Annotated in this window: 22 protein-coding genes; 10 read left to right on the top strand and 12 right to left on the bottom strand. The window is 65.0% G+C overall.

Going from position 1 to position 21,535, the window contains the following annotated elements:
- Positions 1–144 precede the first annotated feature (144 nt).
- Positions 145–438 carry a GYD domain-containing protein gene (locus tag PMN64_RS10350; protein ID WP_026192964.1) on the bottom strand — a complete coding sequence of 98 codons (294 nt, stop codon included), beginning with the start codon at positions 436–438 and terminating at the stop codon, positions 145–147.
- 337 nt (positions 439–775) lie between these two features.
- Positions 776–994 carry a hypothetical protein gene (locus tag PMN64_RS10345; RefSeq protein WP_028342900.1) on the bottom strand — a complete coding sequence of 73 codons (219 nt, stop codon included), beginning with the start codon at positions 992–994 and terminating at the stop codon, positions 776–778.
- A 221-nt stretch (positions 995–1,215) separates the two neighbouring features.
- Here PMN64_RS10345 and pdhA point away from each other — a divergent pair, with 221 nt between their 5' ends.
- From pdhA to PMN64_RS10330, 3 genes are read left to right on the top strand one after another with little or no spacing between them, the layout of a single operon-like run.
- Complete coding sequence (gene pdhA / locus PMN64_RS10340; RefSeq protein ID WP_411780611.1) at positions 1,216–2,262, top strand: pyruvate dehydrogenase (acetyl-transferring) E1 component subunit alpha; 1,047 nt, start codon at positions 1,216–1,218, stop codon at positions 2,260–2,262.
- Positions 2,255–3,235, top strand: coding sequence for an alpha-ketoacid dehydrogenase subunit beta (locus tag PMN64_RS10335; RefSeq protein WP_411780610.1), 981 nt, complete (start codon positions 2,255–2,257; stop codon positions 3,233–3,235). Before pdhA ends, PMN64_RS10335 begins: the two co-directional genes overlap by 8 nt.
- A 20-nt stretch (positions 3,236–3,255) precedes the next feature.
- Complete coding sequence (locus tag PMN64_RS10330) at positions 3,256–4,353, top strand: dihydrolipoamide acetyltransferase family protein (protein WP_411780609.1); 1,098 nt, start codon at positions 3,256–3,258, stop codon at positions 4,351–4,353.
- Positions 4,354–4,383: 30 nt separating this feature from the next.
- Here the strand turns inward: PMN64_RS10330 and PMN64_RS10325 are convergent, their stop codons facing one another.
- The 4 genes from PMN64_RS10325 to PMN64_RS10310 all read right to left on the bottom strand — a co-directional run bounded on the left by PMN64_RS10325 (position 4,384) and on the right by PMN64_RS10310 (position 8,529).
- Positions 4,384–4,809 (bottom strand): carboxymuconolactone decarboxylase family protein, encoded by a 426-nt coding sequence (locus PMN64_RS10325; protein ID WP_038383321.1) that lies wholly within the window; start codon positions 4,807–4,809, stop codon positions 4,384–4,386.
- A 186-nt stretch (positions 4,810–4,995) separates the two neighbouring features.
- A complete protein-coding gene (locus PMN64_RS10320) occupies positions 4,996–5,838 on the bottom strand; it encodes a transglutaminase domain-containing protein (RefSeq protein WP_038383320.1) in 843 nt (280 codons plus the stop codon).
- A 154-nt stretch (positions 5,839–5,992) separates the two neighbouring features.
- Positions 5,993–6,937 (bottom strand): alpha-E domain-containing protein, encoded by a 945-nt coding sequence (locus PMN64_RS10315; RefSeq protein ID WP_411780608.1) that lies wholly within the window; start codon positions 6,935–6,937, stop codon positions 5,993–5,995.
- 173 nt (positions 6,938–7,110) lie between these two features.
- Positions 7,111–8,529 carry a circularly permuted type 2 ATP-grasp protein gene (locus tag PMN64_RS10310; protein ID WP_028342906.1) on the bottom strand — a complete coding sequence of 473 codons (1,419 nt, stop codon included), beginning with the start codon at positions 8,527–8,529 and terminating at the stop codon, positions 7,111–7,113.
- A gap of 225 nt (positions 8,530–8,754) precedes the next feature.
- Here PMN64_RS10310 and PMN64_RS10305 point away from each other — a divergent pair, with 225 nt between their 5' ends.
- From PMN64_RS10305 to PMN64_RS10295, 3 genes are all read left to right on the top strand, one after another.
- Positions 8,755–9,507, top strand: a complete 753-nt coding sequence (locus PMN64_RS10305) for a competence/damage-inducible protein A (protein WP_028342907.1) — start codon at positions 8,755–8,757, stop codon at positions 9,505–9,507.
- A gap of 6 nt (positions 9,508–9,513) precedes the next feature.
- Entirely contained in the window at positions 9,514–10,041 is a 528-nt protein-coding gene (gene gpt, locus PMN64_RS10300) for a xanthine phosphoribosyltransferase (RefSeq protein ID WP_028342908.1), read from the top strand.
- A gap of 132 nt (positions 10,042–10,173) precedes the next feature.
- Positions 10,174–10,797 carry a hypothetical protein gene (locus tag PMN64_RS10295; RefSeq protein ID WP_411780607.1) on the top strand — a complete coding sequence of 208 codons (624 nt, stop codon included), beginning with the start codon at positions 10,174–10,176 and terminating at the stop codon, positions 10,795–10,797.
- Between the two features lie 16 nt (positions 10,798–10,813).
- Here PMN64_RS10295 and PMN64_RS10290 read toward each other — a convergent pair whose 3' ends face one another.
- Positions 10,814–11,836 (bottom strand): methionine synthase, encoded by a 1,023-nt coding sequence (locus tag PMN64_RS10290; RefSeq protein WP_411780606.1) that lies wholly within the window; start codon positions 11,834–11,836, stop codon positions 10,814–10,816.
- A 99-nt stretch (positions 11,837–11,935) separates the two neighbouring features.
- Between PMN64_RS10290 and PMN64_RS10285 the strand changes: the two genes are divergently transcribed.
- The 4 genes from PMN64_RS10285 (at position 11,936) to PMN64_RS10270 (ending at position 15,429) form a co-directional block, all read left to right on the top strand.
- Positions 11,936–12,640 carry a glutathione binding-like protein gene (locus PMN64_RS10285; RefSeq protein WP_411780605.1) on the top strand — a complete coding sequence of 235 codons (705 nt, stop codon included), beginning with the start codon at positions 11,936–11,938 and terminating at the stop codon, positions 12,638–12,640.
- A gap of 99 nt (positions 12,641–12,739) precedes the next feature.
- Complete coding sequence (locus PMN64_RS10280) at positions 12,740–13,351, top strand: 2-hydroxychromene-2-carboxylate isomerase (RefSeq protein WP_411780604.1); 612 nt, start codon at positions 12,740–12,742, stop codon at positions 13,349–13,351.
- Positions 13,351–14,328, top strand: a complete 978-nt coding sequence (locus PMN64_RS10275) for an NADPH:quinone oxidoreductase family protein (protein ID WP_411780603.1) — start codon at positions 13,351–13,353, stop codon at positions 14,326–14,328. Before PMN64_RS10280 ends, PMN64_RS10275 begins: the two co-directional genes overlap by 1 nt.
- 171 nt (positions 14,329–14,499) lie before the next feature.
- Positions 14,500–15,429, top strand: a complete 930-nt coding sequence (locus tag PMN64_RS10270; protein WP_411780602.1) for a ketopantoate reductase family protein — start codon at positions 14,500–14,502, stop codon at positions 15,427–15,429.
- A gap of 76 nt (positions 15,430–15,505) precedes the next feature.
- Here PMN64_RS10270 and PMN64_RS10265 read toward each other — a convergent pair whose 3' ends face one another.
- The 5 genes from PMN64_RS10265 to PMN64_RS10245 all read right to left on the bottom strand — a co-directional run bounded on the left by PMN64_RS10265 (position 15,506) and on the right by PMN64_RS10245 (position 21,331).
- Positions 15,506–16,192, bottom strand: a complete 687-nt coding sequence (locus PMN64_RS10265; protein ID WP_411780601.1) for an esterase/lipase family protein — start codon at positions 16,190–16,192, stop codon at positions 15,506–15,508.
- On the bottom strand, positions 16,189–17,079 hold the full coding sequence (locus tag PMN64_RS10260) for a crotonase/enoyl-CoA hydratase family protein (RefSeq protein ID WP_411780600.1): 891 nt from the start codon (positions 17,077–17,079) through the stop codon (positions 16,189–16,191). The genes PMN64_RS10265 and PMN64_RS10260 overlap by 4 nt, the downstream gene beginning before the upstream one ends.
- Positions 17,080–17,220: 141 nt before the next feature.
- Positions 17,221–18,639, bottom strand: a complete 1,419-nt coding sequence (locus PMN64_RS10255; protein WP_411780599.1) for an amidase — start codon at positions 18,637–18,639, stop codon at positions 17,221–17,223.
- On the bottom strand, positions 18,632–19,804 hold the full coding sequence (locus PMN64_RS10250; protein ID WP_411780598.1) for a M20 aminoacylase family protein: 1,173 nt from the start codon (positions 19,802–19,804) through the stop codon (positions 18,632–18,634). Before PMN64_RS10250 ends, PMN64_RS10255 begins: the two co-directional genes overlap by 8 nt.
- Positions 19,805–19,810: 6 nt before the next feature.
- Positions 19,811–21,331, bottom strand: a complete 1,521-nt coding sequence (locus PMN64_RS10245; protein ID WP_411780597.1) for a M81 family metallopeptidase — start codon at positions 21,329–21,331, stop codon at positions 19,811–19,813.
- Between the last annotated feature and the right edge of the window lie 204 nt (positions 21,332–21,535).

Genomic DNA, 21,535 nt, shown 5'->3' with positions numbered 1-21,535 from the left:
CCATGGTCGTCGGCAGCGTCAGATGTGTATAAGAGACAGTCGCCCTGCGCACGCGCGGAGTGCTCGCGCCGATCGCCGGGTGTCAGAATAGCGATGGTACCCGTCAGTCAGGCCGCGCAGAGGTCCACTGGACATCCGAAGCCGCTACGGAAGCTCCGATATCAGCTTGGTCCACTCGGCCTCGGGCCAGGCCCGTGATGTGCAGGTCCGTATGTTTCCCAGAGAACTGAGGGCCAGCGCGAGTTTTGTGATGTTGTCGCCGAGAGGCGCCTCGGCGAGAAGAAGGATGTCGTGCTCGCCGGAGGTGAGATAGACCTCCTTGATTTCGACACCCAGCGTCTTGGCGAGTTCTTTCGCCGCTCGGCTGCGCTTGGGAGCTTCCTTGACATTACGAATTCCCTGGTCGGTCCAGTCGATCCTCAATATGAATGTCGCCATGTCGTCCTCCAAGGGTTACGCACCGCCCTTGTCTGCCGCGCGCGCGGCAGGCCAACGTGCTTCATGTTGAAGTTGAGGGAGCGCCCCATAAGGCAGGCGCTGCTTTCAGACTGCGATGCCTGCCGACGGCCTGACCGCTGCCCGTTCCTTCAAACGGCGACGTCGGCCCGTCCCGTCTAAGGGCAGCTCGCTGCAGATTACGCCATGTCCCTTGCTCGAGAAAGAGGGCTCCCCGCGTTGTGATCGGGAGCGCGGGTGGCAAGCGAGGCCGCGTCAAGATCACACCCTCTGCGCAAGGATGCGGCCGCAGACGCGCCGGACAGCTATCCGATGCAAGTCAGGTGTGGGTGTAGTCACCGGGTTTCAACCCGAGCGCCTTGACAGCTGCTTCGGGAAGCGGCCCCCACGCTTCGATCGTTTCATTCGGGGCCATCATGTCCGCAATAATTGCCGTGGCCTTTGCCGCGTCTCCTTCAGCCACGAAGAAGACCGAGCGAACAGGCGGGCCGCCGTCCAACGGCGCAGTTGTTACGAGGACAACCTGACCATTTGCCATGCTCTCTTATACCGCAGTTGCGGCGCTGTGCCACGGATCCTGTCGATCGATCCTCACGACCCGGCCGCTGACGCGTGCGCCCAGAGCGATGCTGCCGCGGTATTGCATCGTCGCGGCTCGAACACCAAATAGCTAAATGTGGCAGGCAGAACCGCTCCAGGAATGAGCGCGTGGCCAGCAAAAGAGCAAACGAAGAGCTCCCCGTCATTGCGCGCTTTGAGGTGCGCCGCCGCAATTATCTCGCGCCCGACGGCTCGATAGAGCGGCCGCTTCCTGCCTTCGCCACCGATGCCAGGCTGCTCGCCGAACTTTACCGGTCGATGGTGCTCTTGCGCCTGTTTGACCGAAAGGCGGTTGCATTGCAGCGCACTGGTCGACTGGGAACCTATGCCGTTTCGCTCGGCCAGGAGGCGGTGTCGGTCGGCATCGCGAGTGCGATGCGGGAGGATGACGTTCTGCTGCCCTCCTATCGCGATAATGGTGCGTTGCTTTGGCGTGGCGTCAAGCTGGAGGAGATCCTGCTGTTCTGGGGCGGCGATGAACGCGGCAATCAATTCTCCGGTCCGGTGCACGATTTCCCGTTCTGCGTTCCCGTCGGATCACAGGCGCCGCACGCCGCCGGTGTTGCCTATGCCCTGAAGCTGCGCAAGGAGCCGCGCGTGGCCGTCTGCTTGTTCGGCGACGGCGCTACCTCGAAAGGCGACGTCTACGAGGCCATGAATTTCGCTGGCGTTCACAAATTGCCGCTCGTGTTCGTCGCCACCAACAATCAATGGGCCATATCGGTGCCGTTGCGGCTGCAGACGGGGTCCGAGACGCTGGCGCAGAAGGCCATCGGCGCCGGGTTCAGCGGCGAGCAGGTGGACGGAAGTGACGTGGTGGCGATGCGTGCCGCCGCCGAGGAGGCCATTGCCGCTGCCCGCGACGGCAAGGGCCCTCACTTCATCGAAGCGGTCACCTACCGGCTCGGCGATCACACGACGTCAGATGATGCATTGCGCTATCGTTCGGCCGAAGAAGTCCAGGCCCACTGGAAGGAAGAGCCGATCGCGCGCCTCAGGTCCTATCTTGTGGGTCAGAAGATGTGGACCAAGGCGGACGAGGAGCAGCTCGCCGCCGAGTGCCATGAGCGCATCGAAGCGGCGGTGGAGCGCTATCTGAAGACGCCGCCGCGCCGAGCCGAAACCATGTTCGACAACCTCTATGCCGAGCTGCCCGAGGCGTATGCCGAGCAGCGCCGCGAACTCGCGGGAGAGGACGATGCCTGAAGTCACGTTGGTCGAAGCCATCAATCTGGCTCTCGGCCGCGCCATGGCGGATGATCCCGATGTGGTCGTGCTCGGCGAGGATGTCGGCGTCAATGGCGGCGTCTTCCGCGCGACCGTCGGCTTGCAGGAGCGCTTCGGTCCGGAGCGCGTTCTTGATACGCCGCTTGCCGAACTCCTGATCAGCGGGCTCTGCGTCGGCATGGCCGCGCAGGGATTGAAGCCGGTCGGCGAAATCCAGTTCATGGGATTTATTTATCCCTGTCTCGATCAGCTGGTGAACCACGCATCACGGCTGCGCAACCGTACCCAGGGACGACTGACCTGTCCGATGGTCCTACGGACGCCGCATGGTGCCGGCATTCGCGCGCCCGAGCATCATTCCGAAAGCACCGAGGCGATGCTGGCCCACATTCCGGGCTTGCGTGTCGTGATGCCTTCGTCGCCGGAGCGCGCCTATGGACTTCTCCTCGCCGCGATCCGCGATCCAGATCCGGTGGTGTTCCTGGAGCCGACGCGGTTGTACCGCGCCGTGAAAGGCGAGGTCGAGGACAACGGCGAAGCCTTGCCGATGGATCGCGCCTTTGTCGAGAGGGAAGGTCGCGACGTCACGCTGATCAGCTGGGGTGCGATGCTGAAGGAAACGATGGCCGCAGCGGACGCGCTCGCCGACGAGAGCATCGCTGCCGAGGTTATCGACCTCGCCACGCTCAAGCCCTACGATGAAAACACAGTGCTGAGGTCGGTCGCAAAGACCGGGCGCTGCGTCATCGTGCACGAGGCCGCGCACACCGGCGGATTTGGCGCGGAGATCGCAGCCATGATTGCCGAGCGCGGACTATCCTCGCTGCTCGCACCCGTGACCCGCGTCACCGGCTACGACACGATCATCCCGATGGCCCGCCTCGAGCAACGCTACATGCCGTCGGTCGGACGCATCGTGACCGCAGCCCGAAAGGCGCACCAGTACAACTGAACACCAACGGACCTTGTGCCATGCGCCAGTTCACGTTGCCGGACCTTGGTGAAGGTCTTGAAGAAGCTGAGATCGTCACCTGGTACGTCAACGAGGGCGATCACGTCGTGACCGATCAGCCGCTCGTTTCGGTCGAGACCGACAAGGCGGTGGTCGAGATACCGGCGCCGTCGAGCGGACGCATCGCGCGCCTGTTCGGTGCCAAGGGCGATATCGTGAAGGTCGGCGCGCCGCTCGTCGAGTTTGCCGAGGACGCCGGGCAGGACACCGGCACGATTGTGGGCGAACTCGACACCGGCGAGCAGCGGCCGGCGCCAGCAACTGCTTCGGCGCCGAGCGGGCAGGGAGCCCAAGTATTTCCGGCAGTGCGCGCCCTTGCGCGCAAGCTTGACGTCGCGCTCGATCTCGTCGAGGCGACCGGGCCCGGCGGCACCATCACGCGGGCCGATGTCGAGAGGGCGGCGAAGCGGATGTCTCACAGCGGACCCGCCGAGCCGCTGCGCGGCTTGCGCCGCGCGATGGCCCAACGCATGACGGCAGCGCACGCGGAAGTCGTCCCCGCGACGGTCACCGATGAAGCCGACATCGACGATTGGCGGCAGGGCGAGGACGTGACAATCCGCATGGCGCGGGCGATCGCCGCCGCCTGCAAGGCAGAGCCCGCGCTCAATGCCTGGTATCAATCCGGTACGGGAGAACGGCGCCTGATCGAGCGCATCGATCTCGGCATCGCCGTCGACACCGGCGGCGGCCTGATCGTTCCCGTGCTGCGCAACGTCGCGGAGCGGAGCGTATCGGACCTGCGGGCCGGACTCGACCGTCTGCGAGCCGACGCAATCGCGCGCGCGATACCCCCGGAGGAACTGCGCGGTGCGACGATCACGTTGTCGAACTTCGGCATGATCGGAGGCCGGTTTGCCAATCTCATCATCGTGCCGCCGCAGACGGCGATCGTCGGTGCCGGGCGGATATCGGAGCGCGTGGTCGCGCTTCGGGGGCAGGTTGCGGTCCGACGCACGCTGCCGCTATCGCTGACCTTCGATCATCGGGTGGTGACGGGCGGCGAAGCTGCCCGTTTCCTGGTTGTCCTCAAATCCGACGTTGAGCGCATTTCGTGACATCACTCATGCGCGAGCCAGGCAGGGCCGTCACGGCTCCTGCCTCTGTCCCGCCGGTGCGTCGACGAGGAAGGCCTCGTCGACGGGTACGCCGAGCGCCGTGACCAGCCGGTTGGTTTCGGCGGCCATGCCGACGATCGCCAGCATTTCCTGATATTCTGCGTCGGTCATGCCCTTGGCGCGGGCGCTCGCGGTGTGCGAGTGAATGCAATAGCTGCAGCCGTGCGCCACCGAGACGGCGACGTAGAGCATCTCCTTGACCTTCGGATCGAGCGCGCCCGGTGCCATCACCTCCTTGATGCTCTCCCAAGTCCGCCGCAGGGTCTTCGGATCGTGCGCGAGCGCGCGCCAGAAATTGTTGATGAAGTCCGAGTTCCGCGTCTTGCGGATGTCGTCGAAGACGGCGCGTGCCTCCGCCGGGAGTTCGGCGTCGGAAAGCAGTTTTACGGTGGCCATGGCTTGTCCCGCTGGTGTGGTTGAAGCAGCGATCATAGCACCCCTGCCGTCATTGCGAGGAGCGAGGCGACGAAGCAATCCTTGCCTCCGCAAGCGGTCAGATGGATTGCTTGGCGGAGCCTGTCATCGGGCGCGCGTTCGCGCGACCCGTTGGCTCGCAATGACGGACGCCGAGAGGGATCAGCCCTACGACTGCGTCTGGCTCTGCCACTGTCCGGGCCGTCCGGCCTGGTCGACCTTGACCGCGACCGTCAGCGTCTCGTTGCCGCCGCCATAGCGGGTGCCGCGGACCGGGGCGGCGCCGAGATAGTCGAGGCCGATCGCGACGCGGGCATGGGCGTCGGTGGTGCAGATGCCGTTGGCGGCGTCGAAGCCGACCCAGCCGAGATCGGGCACGAAGGCCTCGGCCCAGGCGTGGCCGGCCTGCTGGTTGACCATGCCGTCGGAGCGCAGGAAGTGGCCGGAGACGAACCGCGCCGGAACGCCGCCGGCGCGCGCGCAGGCGATCAGGATGTGCGCGTAGTCCTGGCAGACACCGCGCTTCAGCGCGAACGCCTCGGCGGCCGAGGTGGCGCTGTTGGTCGGGTCCTCGTCGAAGGTCATGTGCTCGTAGATCTGCGCCATCAGCGCGTGCAGGAAGCCGAGCACGTCGCCGCCGGCCTCGGTGCGCAGCTCGCGCACGATGGCCGTCATCGCCGGGTTGAGGTCGGTCAGCGATGTGGCGCGAAGGAACAGGCTCGGCGGAAACCGCTCGTCGGTGCCCTTCAGGACGCCGCCGGTGTCGTGAGTCTCGACCAGGCCTTCGCAATGGATCGTGAGGTCGCTGATCGAACCATGCGTCAGCACATGGGTGACGTTGCCGAAGGCGTCCTCATGGGTGTCGAGCCGGGAATCGGTCGAGACGTCGATCTGCCAGTCCGCGACATATTGGCCGTCATGGCTGCCGGGCGTCATCCGCAGAATCTGGATCACGCCCGAGGCCGCCGGCTCGTAGCGATACGTGGTGGTATGGGCTATCCGCAGGCGCATGGCTCAACCGGAGTTCAGTCGGTTTTTCGGGGCAGGACTGTCATGCCCGGACCCTTCCCGGGCACCCACGTCTTTCTTCCTAATCGGCCGCGAATGCAAGATGTCGATGACGGGGGCGGGCCCCGGCCATGCCGAGATTTTGCGTCAAAACCGGTCAGATCAGGTACTGCTTGGTGATGATCTCACCCAGCCGCGAATTGTCCGCGATGAATTCCTGGATGAATTCGTGCACACCGTGCTGGAAGATATCGTCCATGTTGCTGTGCTCGAGCCGGTTCCTGATGCCGCGGGCATGGCGTTGCGAGGCGCCCTGGCGGCCATAGGCGACGCCGATCTGGTCGAGGTTGCGCACGAGGTTGCTGTAGCAGCTGGCAAGCGAGCGCGGCAGCGTATCGTTGAGGATCAGGAGATCGGCGATCAGCCAGGGCTTCAGGGTTTCCCGGTAGACCCAGTGATAGGCGGTCGTTGCCGACACCGAGCGCAGGATCGAGGTCCATTGATAGTAGTCCAGCGGGCCGCCGACATGCTCCTCCTCGGGCAACAGCATGTGATACTTCACGTCGAGAATCCGCGCGGTGTTGTCGGCGCGCTCGAGATGGACCCCGAGCCGCGAGAACCAGTAGGCGTCGTTGCGCAGCATGGTGCGGTAGGCCGAGCCGTCGAAACGCAGCGAGGTCTCCTGCACGAAGCGCAGGAATTTGGCCAGCTCCTCGCGGTTGGCGGGACCCTTGTTCCAGACCGCCTGCAGCTCGATCCAGGCTGAATTGATGGTGTCCCACATCTCCGACGTCAGCGCGGTGCGCACCGAGCGCGAATTGAGCCGCGCCGCCTCGATGCAGTTCTTGATCGAGGAGGGATTTTCCGACGAGAAGGAGAGATATTCGATGACGTTCCGCTCGTTGGCTTCCTCATAGTAATCGTAGAAGCTCGCGCCGACGCCGGCGGTGAGCAGTGCGGAATCCCACTCATTGGTCTTGCCGACATAGGCCGCGGGCAGCGCGGTGACGCGCAACGTCGCATCGATGGTGCGCGCCAAATATTCGGCGCGTTCGACGTAACGGGCCAGCCAGAACAGGTTTTCGGCGGTGCGCGACAGCATGCGATAGTCCCTACAAGACGAAACGTGTTTCACCTCCCCCTGAAAGGGGGAGGTCGACGCGCAGCGGCGGGTGGGGGGGTCTTCTCTCCATTCGGCGTATGCGGCCGACCCCCCACACCGACCCTCCCCCTTGCAGGGGGAGGGAGAACTCGCGCAGCGCGTTTGGCTTCAAATCACTCACTCAGTATCCAGGTGTCCTTGGTGCCGCCGCCCTGGCTCGAATTGACGACGAGCGAGCCTTCCTTCAGCGCGACGCGGGTTAGCCCGCCGGGCACGATGGTGGTGTGGCTAGAGCCGGTCAGGACGAACGGGCGGAGGTCGACATGGCGCGGCGCCAGCCCCTTGTCGGTGCAGGTCGGGCAGGTCGACAGCGCCAGCGTCGGCTGGGCGATGAAGCCCTCGGGCTCGCGCTTGAGCTTGTCGCGGAATGCCTCGATGGTCGCCTTGGTGGCGGCGGGTCCGATCAGCATGCCGTAGCCGCCCGAGCCGTGCACTTCCTTGACGACGAGGTCGGCGAGGTTGTCGAGCACGTAGGACAGGTCCTGCGGTTCGCGGCAGCGCCAGGTCTGCACGTTCTTCAGGATCGGCTCCTCGCTGAGGTAGAACTTCACGATGTCAGGCATGTAGGAATAGATCGCCTTGTCGTCGGCGATGCCGGTGCCGACCGCATTGGCGAGCGTGATGTTGCCGGCGGCGTAGGCCGACATCAGTCCGGGGACGCCGAGCGCGGAATCCGGACGGAAGGTGAGGGGATCGAGAAAATCGTCGTCGACGCGGCGGTAGATCACGTCGACCCGCTTCAGCCCCTCGGTGGTGCGCATGAACACCTCGTCGTTCTTGACGATGAGGTCGCGCCCCTCGACCAGCTCGATGCCGAGCTTGTCGGCCAGGAAGGAGTGCTCGTAATAGGCCGAGTTGTAGACGCCGGGCGTCATCAACGCGACCGTCGGCTCGGCGGAGGCGCTGTGCGGCGCGACCGACCGCAGCGCCGACAGCAGCTCGTCCGGATAACGCTCCACGGGCGCGACGCGGTGCCGCGCGAACAGGTCCGGAAACAGCCGCATCATGATCTCGCGGTTTTCCAGCATATAGGACACGCCGGATGGCGTGCGCGCATTGTCCTCCAGCACGATGAAATTGTCGGGATCGGTGCGGATGATGTCGATGCCGGCGATGTGGACGTAGATGTCGTGCGGCACGTCCTGGCCGTTCATCTCCGGACGGAACACCGGGTTCTGGAAGATCAGGTCTTCGGGGATGACGTTGGCGCGCAGGATGTCGCGGCCGTGATAGATGTCCTTCAAGAACATGTTGAGCGCGAGCACGCGCTGCTTGAGGCCCTTCTCCAGCAGCGTCCACTCGGTCGCCGACATGATGCGGGGGATGACGTCGAAGGGGATCAGCCGCTCCTGGGCCTCGGCATCGCCATAGACCGCGAAGGTGATGCCGATCCGGCGGAACAGCAGCTCCGCTTCCTGGCGTCGATATTCGAGCGCATCCGGTGGCGTCTCTTTGAGCCAGCGGGAGAGCTCCTGGTAGGCCGGGCGGAGATCCTCGCCGAGGCCGTTCATCTCATCGAACGCGACTGCCATATAGCCCGACTGCCCTCCCAAGCCATGTGACACAGTGCATGACTTGATGGGATGGTAGCAAGGGGCGGGCCAGCGCGATATGCATTGGCTTGCGGCATTTGCTATGGGTGAAGTGGAAGGCCTGCCCGAAAAACCGGCTGAGGTCTGCTTAATTCGGCGGCAAAACCCCGTGACATCAAGGCATTGGATCGGCAATGTCAGGGGATCAAGTTAGGGAATGAGACCATGAGCGAGATCGTCACGGCGGGGATATTGGTGATCGGCGACGAGATCCTGTCCGGCCGGACCAAGGACAAGAACATCGGCTTCATCGCCGAATACCTGACCAACATCGGCATCGACCTGAAGGAGGTCCGCGTCGTCGCCGACGACGAGGCCGACATCGTCTCCGCCCTTGATGCGCTGCGGCATAGGTACACTTACGTGTTCACCACTGGCGGCATCGGGCCGACCCATGACGACATCACCGCCGACAGCGTGGCGAAGGCGTTCGGGGTCGATATCCACCATCACCCCGAGGTGGTGGCGCGGTTCAGGGAGCGCTGGAGCGAGCAGGACCTCAACGAGGCGCGGCTCAGAATGGCCCGGGTGCCTGACGGCGCCGAGCTGATCCAGAGCGCGACGATCCTGGCGCCGGGCTTCAAGCTCGGCAATGTCATCGTGATGGCCGGCATCCCCACCATCATGCAGGCGATGATGGATATCGTGGCGCCGACCCTGAAGTCCGGCGTGCGGATGCTGTCGGACTCGGTTCGCGCCGACGCAAGGGAAGGCGATATCGGCGGCCCGCTGCGGGCGATCGCGGAAGCCAATCCCGACACCATCATCGGCAGCTATCCGTTCCAGGACGAGAACCAGAAGCCGAACACCAATCTGGTGGTCCGCTCGCGCGATCCGGAAAAGCTCGCCGCGGCGATGATCGCGGTGAAGGAGATGCTGAAGCAAGTGCAGGCCGCGCAGAAGAAGCCGGCGGGTTGAGACGATATGGTTGAAAGAAATTCCGAACCGAGTGCACAGGATCGGGCCGGCAGGCCGTTCCCGGTCTCGTGGGATCAATTCCACCGGGATTGCCGGGCGCTGACCTGGCGGCTCAACGAGGTCGGCCCGTTCCACGCGGTGATCGCGATCACCCGCGGCGGGCTGGTGCCGGCGGCGATCGTGGCGCGCGAGCTCGGCTTGCGGGTGATCGATACCGTCTGCGTCGCCAGCTACGACCACGACAAGCAAGGCGACCTGAAGGTGCTCAAGGGCATTTCGGAGCAGACCGCCAAGCTCGGCGGCGGCACCGGCAAGGGACTGTTGATCGTCGACGACCTCGTCGATACCGGCAAGACCGGCAGGCTGGTGCGCGAGCTTCTGCCGGACGCGCATTTCGCGACCGTCTATGCCAAGCCGAAGGGCCGGCCGCTGGTCGACACCTACATCACCGAGGTGTCGCAGGACACCTGGATCTTCTTCCCTTGGGATACCGCGCTGTCGTTCCAGCCGCCGCTCCGCGACGGCGCGGCGTGACGTCGTCGTCATTCCGGGGCGCGTCGAAGACGCGAACCTCAGGTGCGCTGTTGCGCACCGGGGAATCTCGAGATTCCGGGTTCGATGCTTCGCATCGCCCCGGAATGACGGCGACGAACGATCGGATTTGCCATGCCCCTGCAAAACCGCGTCACGCCCACCGGCGACATCGTCGCCTCAGAACATCGCGGCACCTTCACCGGCAATCGCGGCATCATCCACGATCCCGCGACGCGCACGCTTCTGAACAAGCGCTGGTCGAGCCCGGCCTGGCTCACCTGCGTCTGCGAGTTCAGGGGACGACGGCGCGAGGTGATGAGCCGGCAGAGCTGGACCGAGCTGTTCTTCCTCGATGAGGCCACCGCGTTCGCGGCCGGACACCGGCCCTGCTTCTACTGCCGCCGTGACGATGCCAAGCGGTTTCGCAACTGCTGGGAGCAGGGCAACGGTGTGAGCGATCTGAGCGCCAAGGCGATGGATGCGGTGCTGCATGCCGAGCGGCTCGACCGCGGCAGGAAGCGGCTGCATCCGCTGCCGGTGCGATTGCGCGACATGCCCGACGGGACGATGGTGCAGGCGAGCGGGGAGAGCTACCTCGTCGCCGACGGCGCCACGTTGCGCTGGTCGTTCGCCGGTTACAGCCGGGCCGACGTACCCGAGCCGGCCATGCTGCTGACGCCGCCATCGACGGTGCGCGCCTTCCAGGCGGGCTACCGGCCGGTGTTGCATCCGAGCGCGATGGCCGTTCTGGGTTGATCGGCCGGCGTCATCCTTACGCCAGCCGCTGCCGCGCCAGCTTGGCACCGGCGCCCAGCGCAATCAGCTTGGCTTCCGCGATGTCCCGCCGCATCGGCGCCATGCCGCAATTGGTGGTCGCGATGATGTTGCCCTTCGGCACGTGCTTGGCGACCGCCTCGATCACCTTGACGACGTCCTCAGCGGTCTCGATCTCGTCGCTGGCGACGTCGATCACGCCGGCCTGCACGATCTTGCCGGGGAGCGCCGCCAGCAGTTCGATCGGCACCTTCGAGTTGCGGCATTCGATCGCGACCTGCTGGATCGTGCTCTTGTCGATGACGGGGAAGGTCTCCTCGTATTGCCGCCACTCGCCGCCAAGCGTCTGCTTCCAGTCGGTGTTGGCCTTGATGCCGTAGCCGTAGCAGATGTGCACGGCGGTGGCGCAGGTCAGGCCTTCGGCGGCGCGCTCCAGGGCCTTGATGCCCCAGTCGCGCACTTGGTCCATGTAGACGTTGAACGCGGGCTCGTCGAACTGGATCATGTCGACGCCGTCGGCCTCGAGCGCCTTCGCCTCCTGATTCAAAAGCTCCGCGAAAGCGAAGGCCATCTTCACGCGGTCGCCGTAATATTTGTCGGCGATGGTATCGATGATCGTCATCGGGCCGGGCAGGGTGAATTTCAGCCGGTTCCTGGTGTGCGCGCGGGCCGCACGGGCCTCGCCCTCGTGGACGCGTCCCTTGAGCTGCAGCGGTGCGACCACCTGCGGCACCATCGCCTTATAGCGGTCCTTGCGGATGCCCATCTCGACCTTGTGCGCGAAGTCGATGCCCTCGATCCGCTCCAGGAAGCCGTGCACGAAATGCTGGCGCGCCTGCTCACCCTCGGTGACGATGTCGACGCCGGCATCTTCCTGCAGCTTGACCGCGAGCACGGTGGCATCGCGCTTGGCGCGGGCGAGCTCGGCGCCCTCCGACTTCCAGGGTGCCCACAACATGTTCGGCTCCGCCAGCCATTCCGGCTTCGGCAGCGAGCCAGCGATCGTGGTTGGAAACAGCATGGGTGCCTCCTGTTGGGTTCTGATTGAGCGCTTGTGTGCCATGTCCTAAGGTGGAGGTACAGAACAACAAAAGTCTTTGTGACGGGGAATAGAACGCCGATGATCGACCTGCACTACGCGCCGACGCCGAACGGCTGGAAGATCTCGATCATGCTGGAGGAACTGGGGCTGCCCTACAAGGTGATCCCGGTGAACATCCGCGCCGGCGAGCAGTTTCGGCCCGAATTCCTGGCGATCAGCCCGAACAACCGGATTCCTGCCATCGTCGACCACGCGCCCGCCGACGGCGGCGGGCCGTTCTCGGTGTTCGAGACCGGCGCGATCCTGATCTATCTCGCCGACAAGGCCGGCCGTTTTCTGTCGCGGGAGCTGCGTGCGCGGTCGAACGTCATCCAATGGGTGATGTGGCAGATGGGCGGCCTCGGGCCGATGCTCGGCCAGCACGGCCATTTCGCGCTCTATGCGGCCGAGAAGATTCCCTACGCGATCGAACGTTACCGCGACGAGACGGCGCGGCTCTACGGCGTGCTCGACCGCCAGCTCGGCAGGACCGGCGCCTATATCGCCGGCGACGACTATTCGATCGCCGACATCGCCTGCTTCCCCTGGACCATGACCCACAAGGCGCAGGGCTTCACCCTCGACGATTTCCCGAACATCAAGCGCTGGTACGCGGCGGTGCGCGCCCGGCCGCAGGTGCAGGCGGGCCTTGCGATCGGAAAGTTCGTCAAGGAGCCGTTTGACGAGGAATCGCGCAAGAACATGTTCGGCCAGCGTGCGAAGGAGCTGGTCGAGAAGAAATGATGCCCGTTATTCCGTGGCGCGACACAGTCGCGAGCTCTGCGCCTTGCGGCGCATCCCGGAATGACGAGAATGAATGTGGAAAAGACAAAGGGAAACGCCATGATCGAATTCTTCTTCGACTGCTCCAGCCCGTGGACCTATCTCGCCTGGCACAACATCCAGCCGATCGCGAAGGAGTTCGATGCGCCGATCACCTGGCGGCCGATCCTGGTCGGCGGCATCTTCAACACCGTCAATCCGTCGGTCTACGCGCAGCGCGAGAAGCCGGTGCCGCTGAAGGCGCGCTACATGAAGAAGGATCTCACCGACTGGGCGCGCTCGGCCGGCCTTGCGATCAAGATGCCGCCGACCGTGTTTCCCGTGAACAGCGTCAAGGCGATGCGCGGCTGCATCCTTCTCGGCAACGAGAAGATGGTGCCGTTCGCACGCGCGGTGTTCGAGACCTATTGGGGCGACGACAAGGACATCTCGCAGGATGCGGTGCTGACCGAGATCTGCACCAAGCTCGGGATCGATCCGGCGCAGTTCCTGGCCGGCATCGGCGACCAGGCGATCAAGGATCAGCTCAAGGCCAACACCGAGGAGGTGATGGCGCGCGGCGGCTTCGGCTCGCCGACGATCTATCTCGACAAGACTGACATGTATTTCGGCAACGATCGCTTGCCGCTGATCCGCGAGGCGCTGGCGCGCCTCAAGGCGCGGGCCGCCTGATGCCGAAAGCCGTCGTTTGCCGCGAGCTCGGGCCGCCCGAGCGCCTGCAGCTCGAGAACTTTGCCTCGGTGCCTTTGCAGCCGGGCCAGGTGCGGGTTGCGATCCGCGCCGCCGGGATCAATTTCCCCGACATCCTGATGGCCGCCGGCGAGTACCAGCTCAAGCCGCCGCTGCCGTTCACGCCGGGCTCGGAAGCGGCCGGCGATGTCGTCGAAGTCAATGACGCAGCCGGTGTTGCCGTCGGCGACAAGGTGATCGTCAAGATGCGCTTCGGCGCCTATTGCGACGAGACGGTTGCAACGCCGTCGCAGCTCGTGCCGGTGCCGTCGACTTTCGACTACGCGGAAGGCGCGACCTTCCTGGCCGCGCACGGCACCGCCTATCATGCGCTGATCGATCGCGGGCAGATCAAGCCGGGCGAGGTGCTGCTGGTGCATGGCGCCGGCGGCGGTGTCGGGCTTGCCGCGGTCGAGATCGGCAAGCTGCTCGGCGCCACCGTGATCGCCGCGGCCTCGAGCGAGGAGAAGCTTGCGATCGCCAAGGCGCGCGGCGCGGATCATCTCGTGCTCTATGCACGCGAGCCGTTCCGCGATGCGGTCAAGCGCCTCACCGACGGTCGCGGCGCCGATCTCGTGTTCGATCCTGTCGGCGGCGAGGTGTTCGAGAACTCGATGCGCTGCATCAACTGGGGCGCGCGGATTCTCGTCGTCGGCTTCACCGGCGGCATCGGTCTTGCCCGCACCAATCTGCTGATGATCAAGGGTGCGAGCGTGCTCGGCGTTCGCGCCGGCGAGGCGGTGCGCAAGGATCCCGCGCTCGGCGAGGTCAGGTTCAAGGCGCTGAGCGAATGGGCCGAGGCCGGCCGGGTGCGGCCGAACATCTCGCACCGGCTGCCGCTCGAAGACTATGCGAAAGCGATGCGGCTGTTGATCGAGCGCAAGGCGATCGGGCGTGTGGCGCTGCTGACGAGGCCGTGAAACCACAGAGCTGTCGGGCAGGCGGCTTGCCAGCGTCCGCCGTGCACCGATAGCGCTCAAATTCTGCAGTGCAGCCAAATGACGCGATGGGCCCGGCGTTCAAGGAATCGAACCCGGGTCCGCCGCGTGATATCCTCTGCCGGCTGAGTGTCGTTGCAGGGGGAGGATAACATGCGTATCGCTGTGATGGCGGCCGGTGCCCTCGGCGGTTATTTCGGAGCACGTATGGCTGCGGCAGGGCACGACGTGTTCTTTATCGCACGCGGCTCCAACCTCGAGGCGATCAGGAAAAACGGTCTCAAGGTCGAGAGTGTGCTTGGCAATCTTCATTTGCCTGAGCCCAACGCGACCGATGACCCTGCCACGGTCGGCCCTGTCGATATCGTTCTGTTCGCGGTCAAGCTTTGGGACAGCGAGACGGCGGCCAGGTCGTCTCTCCCCCTGGTCGGACCCCGCACCCGGGTGATCCCATTGCAAAACGGGGTCGATAGCGCGGAGAGGATCGCCCCGATTCTCGGCGCCGACAATGTGGTCGCCGGAAGTGCCTATATTGCTACGGTGCTGTCCGCGCCTGGCGTCGTCACCCACACGAGCCAGTTCGCGCGCATGGTCTGCGGCCGAACCGACGGCAAGCCCGACGAGGGCCTCAAAGCCTTTGCCGACGCCGCTCATGCGGCCGGGATCGACATCTCGGTGTCCGACGGGATCGACCGGGAGCGCTGGCAGAAATTCGTATTCCTCGTCGGACTATCTGGCGCGACCGCAACGACTCGCCAGCCGCTGGGGCCGATCCTGGCCGACCCGGATACGCGGGCGTTCTTTTACAGCCTGATGAGCGAGGTGGTGGCGGTCGGCCGTGCCAAGGGCGTTCCGATTCCGGAGAATTTTGCCGAGGACAGAATGAAATTCGCAGAATCCTCGCCGCCCACCTTCAAGGCTTCCATGCTGCACGATCTCGAACGCGGCAACCGGCTCGAACTCGACTGGCTCGCCGGAAAGGTGGTGGAGTTCGCCCGCCCGCTTGGCATTCCGACGCCGGCCAACAATGCGGTCTATGCCATGCTCAAGCTGCACAGGATGGGTAACGTCCACGCCGACTGAGCGAAGCAGAGCACTCCGACATCCCCCTCGTGTCATTCGCGACCGGGTCCGGCTGCGTGCCAATGAGTCCGCGCCCTTAGTCCACCCGACGATTTGTGCTGAATTTCCCCTCTTGCAAGAACGCGATGGTCTGCGCGATCGCTTCGGCGTTGCGCACCAGCCAGGGATGCGAGGTGCGGATCACGATATGATCCGCCATGCCGTCGAGCCTGGTGTTGGCGACCGACACCCGCCCGTCGTGCGGCCGCGGCAGGCCGATGGAGGTGATCGGATAGACCGAGCGGTTGCCGGCGATGATGCCGGCGGAATAATCGATCGGCGGCAGCAGCGCGCTGGTCGCGGCATCGCGGCGGGTGACGAGCTGCTGGCCGGCCGGACCGAAATAGGCGCGATAAGCCGCGAGGTTCTTCAGGCGATCGGCGATCTCGCTGCCGCCGTTCGGTGTGCCCAGCATCACGACGCGGCCGAGCCGCGCCGGGCGATGCCTTGCCAGATAGACGCGTGCCAGAAGCCCGCCCATCGAATGGCAGGCGAAATGCACGGAGCCGTCGAGGCTGCGCGCGAATTGATCGAGCGAAGGATGGATATCCTCGGCCAGCGCGTCGAGTGGCTTGCGCCGGCTGTCGTAGTCGAGATTGAGGGTGGCAAAGCCGGCGGCCCTCAGCGCCAGCTCCATCCTGCGAAACGAGCGCGCCGTCCTGCTGATGCCGTGCAGCAGGACGACGCCGTCAAGCGTGGACGCCGCTTGACGCCGTTCGCTCACTTATAGTCGCGCTCTTGCCACCACGGAAAATAGTCGGGCATATCAGACGACACCTTGTTCTTGAACTGCGCGGGGCGCTTTTCCAGGAATGACACCACGCCTTCCTTGACGTCGTCGGAGCGGCCGCGGGCATAGATGCCGCGGCTGTCGACCTTGTGCGCCTCCATCGGATCGTCGGCGCCCAGCATGCGCCACATCATCTGGCGGATCAGCGCCACCGACACCGGCGCGGTCTTGGCCGCGAACTCCTTGGCCAGCGCCCGCGCGGTCGGCAACAGGTCATCGGGCGGCACCACCTTGCTGACGAGCCGGCCGGCGAGCGCTTCCTGCGCCGGGAAGACGCGGCCGGAGTAGCACCACTCCAGCGCCTGCGAGATGCCGACGATGCGCGGCAGGAACCAACTCGAGGCGGCTTCCGGCACGATGCCGCGCTGGGAGAACACGAAGCCGAACCGCGCGGCGTCGGAGGCGATGCGGATATCCATCGCAAGCTGCATGGTGACGCCGATGCCGACTGCCGGGCCGTTCACGGCGGCGATCACCGGCTTCAGGCATTTGAAGATGCGCAGCGTCACTTGCCCGCCGCCGTCGCGCACCTGCGGATCGCTGTAGTCGACGCTGCCGTCGGCATTGCGCTTGACCGGACCGCGCCGCGCATCGCGGTCGAACGTGTTGGCACCGGATGAAAGATCGGCGCCGGCGCAGAAACCGCGGCCCGCACCGGTCACGATGATGGCCCTGACGTCGTCGTCCTTGTCGGCTTTGTCGAACGCGTCGATCAGCTCCTGCTGCATCGTGGCGTTGAAGGCGTTGAGCTTGTCGGGCCGGTTCAGCGTGATGGTCAGGATCTGCTCGGCGACCTCGTACTTGATCGTCTCATACGCCATGGGGATGATTTCCTCTCGGTTTTCTTGAATGAACGGCGCTGGCGCGCGTCTCCATCCAGTTAACCCGGCAATCATCCCTTGTGAAGAACAGGGATGCGCGGACTTGGCTCCGCGCATCCCGACTTGCGTTGAGGCGCTGCTTTACTTCTTCGGCGGCGTGGGCCACGGCTTCTGCGGGCCGCGCAGGCCTTCGAACGCCTTGCCCATGCCGAGCACGCCGATGTCGTCGAAGCGGCGACCGATGATCTGGACGCCGATCGGAAAACCCTTCTTGTCGTAGCCGCCGTTGATCGACAGCGCGGGGTTCTCCGACATATTCCACGGCACGGTAAAGCAGATGTGCTCGAACGGCTTTGCGGGGTCGTTGAGCGGCGCTGCGAACTCCGCCGGGAAGTTCACCACCGGCGACACCGGCGAGATCACGTAGTCGACCTCGCAGAACAATTTCGCGGCGGCCGCGCGGATCGCCATCGTCTGGTTGAAGCCGCGCACCACGTCGACGCCGGAGAGCTTTGCGCCGGCCTCTGCCCAGTTGAGGATGTAGGGCAGGGTCTTGCCGCGGTCGGCCTGCGACAGTTTCGACAGCTCATCCCAGGTCCGGGCGCGCCAGAAATTGTCGAGCCCTTCGAGCATCTCGGGCGTCAGGATGCCGTCGATCTCGGTGATGACGGCGCCGGCGGATTCGAACGCCTTCGCCGCCTTCACGACGATTTCGCGAACCTCCTTCTCGACCTTCTGGCCGGAGCCGGCGTCGAGCATCAGCCCGATGCGCAGCTTGCGCGGCGACTTTTCCAGCGCCTTCCAGTTCACCTCCAGCGCCGGCAGGCTCATGCCGTCGCGGCGGTCGGGACGCGACAGCACGCTCATCATCAGCGCCGCGTCGTCGACGGTGCGGGTCATCGGACCGGCGACGCGGCCGACATAGGGCGGGTCGATCGGCACGCGGCCGAGGCTCGGCTTCAATGCGACAAGGCCGCACCAGTTGGCCGGCAGCCGCACCGAGCCGCCGATATCGGTGCCGAGATGCAAGGGACCGTAGCCGGCGGCACCTGCCGCGCCCGCGCCGGCGCTCGAGCCGCCGGGGTTCTTGCTGACGTCCCAGGGATTGCGGGTCAGGGGATGGAACGACGACAGGCCCGACGACAGCATGCCGTAGTCCGGCATCGTGGTCTTGGAGAAGATCACGCAGCCGGCCTCGCGCAGCCGCGCCGCAGGCGGTGCATCCTTCTCCGCGGGCGCCGGCGTGACGCTCGCCGCGCCCAGCGGCACCGGCTGCCCCTTGGTCGCGACATTGTCCTTGATGGTGGCGGGAACGCCATCGAGCGTGCCGGCCGGCTCGGCTTGCTGCCAGCGCTCGGTCGAGGTCTTGGCGACCTTCCGCGCCCCTTCCGGGTCGTACAGATAGAGGGCCTTGATGTGCGGCTCCCAGGTCGCGACCTGGGAGATGATTTCCTCCAGCACCTCGGACGGCGAGAACTGCTTGGCACGATAGCCGGCGAGCAGGTCGACGGCGGAGAGATCGTGCAGCGACGTGATGGCGTCCCCTTTGGGCTTATGCATGCGCACCTGCCGGCATGCGTTTCTCGATGATGCGGGCGAACATGCTGGCGCCGATCGGCAGGATCTTGTCGTCGAGAACGTAACCGGGATTGTGAACGGGCACGGAGCCGTCATGGCCGACCCAGAAATACGCGCCGGGAATGGCCTGCATCATGTCGGCGAAATCCTCGCTGCCCATCTTGGGCGTCGAGCGCGTGATCACCTTGGCGGGGTCGACGACGGCGCGCGCGACTTCCTCGACCACGCGGGACTGTTCTTCCTGGTTCACCAGCACGCTGAAGCCGTCGCGGATCTCGACCGAGATTTCGGCATCATATGCCGCCGCAAAGCCGGCAGCGATTTCGCGCATGCGCTTGCGGATCAGCTCACGGATTTCGTCGGAGAAGCAGCGCACCGTGCCGCACATCCAGGCTTCGCCGGGAATGACGTTGTACGCCGACCCGGAATGGATCTGCGTGATCGACAGCACCGCAGCCTGCAGCGGATCGACGTTGCGGCTGACGATCGACTGCAACGCCTGTCCGAGCGTCATTGCGATCACGACGGCATCCTTGGAGCGCTCCGGCATCGCACCATGCGCGCCGTAGCCCTGGATCCTGATGTCGAAGAAGTCGGCTGCCGCCATTGCCGGGCCCGGCAGGATGGCGATCTCGCCATGGTTCAGGTCGGGTGCGTTGTGCAGGCCATAGACCTCGTCGCAGGGGAACTGCTTGAACAGGCCGTCCTTGATCATGGCGCGGGCGCCGCCGAGGCCTTCCTCGGCCGGCTGGAAGATGAAATGCACGGTGCCGTCGAAATTGCGGGTCTCGGCCAGATAGCGTGCCGAGCCGAGCAGCATCGTGGTGTGGCCGTCATGGCCGCAGCCGTGGAAGCGGCCGGGAATCGTCGAACGCCACTTCAGATTGGTGTTCTCTTCCATCGGCAGCGCGTCCATGTCGGCGCGCAGGCCGATCTTCTTGGAGCCGCTGCCCTTGCCCTTGAGCACACCGACCACGCCGGTGCCGCCGAGGCCGCGATGCACCTCGATGCCCCAGCTCGCGAGCTTGTCGGCGACGATGCCTGAGGTGCGGACCTCCTCGAAGCCGATCTCGGGATGCGCATGCAGATCCCGTCTGATGGCGGTGAGTTCGTCGGCAAAACTGTCGATGCGCTCAATGGTCGGCATGGCTCTCTATCCGTTTGTGCGTGATGGGGAGGTGGGTGTGAAAGCAAGGCCGTTCGGCTTGATACGAATGCCGGGACGCAGATGTTTCCACGGCAGCGTGGCGGTATCGGCGGGCATCGCACCGGGAGCGGCGCAAATCAGCAGTTTCTCGGCGATCGGCTCGAAATCGGCGCGGAAGTGCACCGAGCTCTTGTTGACCAGGATCTTCTGTGCCGTCGGCTCGATGCCGACATAGCGGTACATCGCCTGGTCGGCAAGCTGGGCCTTGTAGGACCCGACTACGACGCGGACGTCGCCGACCCGCAGGCAGGCCGAGGGGCCCATATCCATGTCCCGGCCGCCGAAATAGGGACCGGGAGCCACGAATTTGCCATCCGAGAGCTGTTCGACGACAAAAGTCTCCCGGTATGGCGCGTCGCCGGGAATACCGGACTTGCCGCCGAGCTCGAGCGTGACAGTGGCGCCGACACCGGCGGTGTGCGCGGCCTTCGCGGATTGCGGGTCGTAGATCACGCCGGTCGCGGCACTCGCCCTGTTGCGCACCAGCGCGCGCAGCATGCCGGTGGTGTCGGAATCGCCGCCGGCGCCGGGATTGTCCTGGGTGTCGGCGATGATGATCGGCCGGCTCGCCGATTTCGCCAGTTCCATCGCCAGTCGCACGCCTTCGTCGGGCGAATAGATCCGGCCGTCGAAATCGTCCTCATGGCTCTCGACCAGCGCGACGAGCTTGTCGGCGGCGGCATCCGCATCGGCCTGGGTCCGGCCATAGGCGAACACGCTCGGCCCGCAATCCCTGAAATCGGCCGCGGGGAAGCCGGGCGCAAACGACAACGTCGGCACGGCGTCGCTCTCGAGCGCGGCGAGCTTCTGATAGATGCCTTTCGTGGGCTGGTCGTTGGTGCATTGCCAGCTGATCGGGATCAGGAACGGCAATTGCCGGAAGGCCTTGGCGAAGCGCTGCCTGGACTTGAGCATCAGCGCCAGATGCCGGGCGCAGGCGCGGCCGGTTTCGGCCATGTCGACATGCGGATAGGTGCGGTAGGCAATCAGCGCATCGGCATGTTCGATCATCTTTGGTGAAACGTTCGCATGCAGATCGAGGCTCGCCACCAGCGGCAGGTCGTTGCCGATCGCTTTGCGCACGCGGGCCAGCGTTTCGCCTTCACCGTCGTCATAATGCTCGGTGACCATGGCGCCGTGCAGATCGAGATAGACGGCGTCGATCGGTCCGGCCGCGGCGATGCCGTCGACCATTTCCGTCACGATCCGCTCATACGCATCCTTGCTGACATGCGCTGATGGGCTCGCCGCGGCGAAGATCGTCGGCACCAGCTCCCAGCCATTGGCTTCCGCCGCCTCGACAAACCCGGCAAGGCCGACATTGATCTTGCGCATGACCTTGAGCACGTCGGCGCCATGCCTCATCGACGGCCAGCCGCCGCCATGCACGAAATCGTCATAGGTTGCCTTCGTCGGTGCGAAGGTATTGGTCTCGTGCAGGAAGCCGCCGACGGCAATGCGAGTCATCAAGTTGGTCTCGATACGCGTTTCTTCGATCATGATGCGATCGTGACGACGCGCGTCATGATCTCATCGCGTTGGTTGGAGCGTGATCTCTGGGGAAGACCGGTGTCCACCTTCAGGGCCACGCTCTAGCGCGCGACGTTAAGCGTGTCGTCGCGCCAAGCGCAAGCCGTGGAGCACTTCCGGATTTGCATGCCCTATGGGCGT

It is taken from the genome of Bradyrhizobium sp. UFLA01-814 (assembly GCF_046718885.1).
Taxonomy (GTDB): Bacteria; Pseudomonadota; Alphaproteobacteria; order Rhizobiales; family Xanthobacteraceae; genus Bradyrhizobium; species Bradyrhizobium elkanii.
This window is presented reverse-complemented; position numbering and strand designations above follow the sequence as displayed.

Excerpts from the sequence above, each read along its gene's own strand:
- PMN64_RS10350 (WP_026192964.1), bottom strand. The coding sequence starts at position 438 with ATGGCGACATTCATATTGAGGATCGACTGGACCGACCAGGGAATTCGT.
- PMN64_RS10345 (WP_028342900.1), bottom strand. The coding sequence starts at position 994 with ATGGCAAATGGTCAGGTTGTCCTCGTAACAACTGCGCCGTTGGACGGC.
- PMN64_RS10335 (WP_411780610.1), top strand. The coding sequence starts at position 2,255 with ATGCCTGAAGTCACGTTGGTCGAAGCCATCAATCTGGCTCTCGGCCGC.
- PMN64_RS10330 (WP_411780609.1), top strand. The coding sequence starts at position 3,256 with ATGCGCCAGTTCACGTTGCCGGACCTTGGTGAAGGTCTTGAAGAAGCT.
- PMN64_RS10325 (WP_038383321.1), bottom strand. The coding sequence starts at position 4,809 with ATGGCCACCGTAAAACTGCTTTCCGACGCCGAACTCCCGGCGGAGGCA.
- PMN64_RS10320 (WP_038383320.1), bottom strand. The coding sequence starts at position 5,838 with ATGCGCCTGCGGATAGCCCATACCACCACGTATCGCTACGAGCCGGCG.
- PMN64_RS10315 (WP_411780608.1), bottom strand. The coding sequence starts at position 6,937 with ATGCTGTCGCGCACCGCCGAAAACCTGTTCTGGCTGGCCCGTTACGTC.
- PMN64_RS10310 (WP_028342906.1), bottom strand. The coding sequence starts at position 8,529 with ATGGCAGTCGCGTTCGATGAGATGAACGGCCTCGGCGAGGATCTCCGC.
- PMN64_RS10305 (WP_028342907.1), top strand. The coding sequence starts at position 8,755 with ATGAGCGAGATCGTCACGGCGGGGATATTGGTGATCGGCGACGAGATC.
- gpt (WP_028342908.1), top strand. The coding sequence starts at position 9,514 with ATGGTTGAAAGAAATTCCGAACCGAGTGCACAGGATCGGGCCGGCAGG.
- PMN64_RS10295 (WP_411780607.1), top strand. The coding sequence starts at position 10,174 with ATGCCCCTGCAAAACCGCGTCACGCCCACCGGCGACATCGTCGCCTCA.
- PMN64_RS10290 (WP_411780606.1), bottom strand. The coding sequence starts at position 11,836 with ATGCTGTTTCCAACCACGATCGCTGGCTCGCTGCCGAAGCCGGAATGG.
- PMN64_RS10285 (WP_411780605.1), top strand. The coding sequence starts at position 11,936 with ATGATCGACCTGCACTACGCGCCGACGCCGAACGGCTGGAAGATCTCG.
- PMN64_RS10280 (WP_411780604.1), top strand. The coding sequence starts at position 12,740 with ATGATCGAATTCTTCTTCGACTGCTCCAGCCCGTGGACCTATCTCGCC.
- PMN64_RS10275 (WP_411780603.1), top strand. The coding sequence starts at position 13,351 with ATGCCGAAAGCCGTCGTTTGCCGCGAGCTCGGGCCGCCCGAGCGCCTG.
- PMN64_RS10270 (WP_411780602.1), top strand. The coding sequence starts at position 14,500 with ATGCGTATCGCTGTGATGGCGGCCGGTGCCCTCGGCGGTTATTTCGGA.
- PMN64_RS10260 (WP_411780600.1), bottom strand. The coding sequence starts at position 17,079 with ATGGCGTATGAGACGATCAAGTACGAGGTCGCCGAGCAGATCCTGACC.
- PMN64_RS10255 (WP_411780599.1), bottom strand. The coding sequence starts at position 18,639 with ATGCATAAGCCCAAAGGGGACGCCATCACGTCGCTGCACGATCTCTCC.
- PMN64_RS10250 (WP_411780598.1), bottom strand. The coding sequence starts at position 19,804 with ATGCCGACCATTGAGCGCATCGACAGTTTTGCCGACGAACTCACCGCC.
- PMN64_RS10245 (WP_411780597.1), bottom strand. The coding sequence starts at position 21,331 with ATGACTCGCATTGCCGTCGGCGGCTTCCTGCACGAGACCAATACCTTC.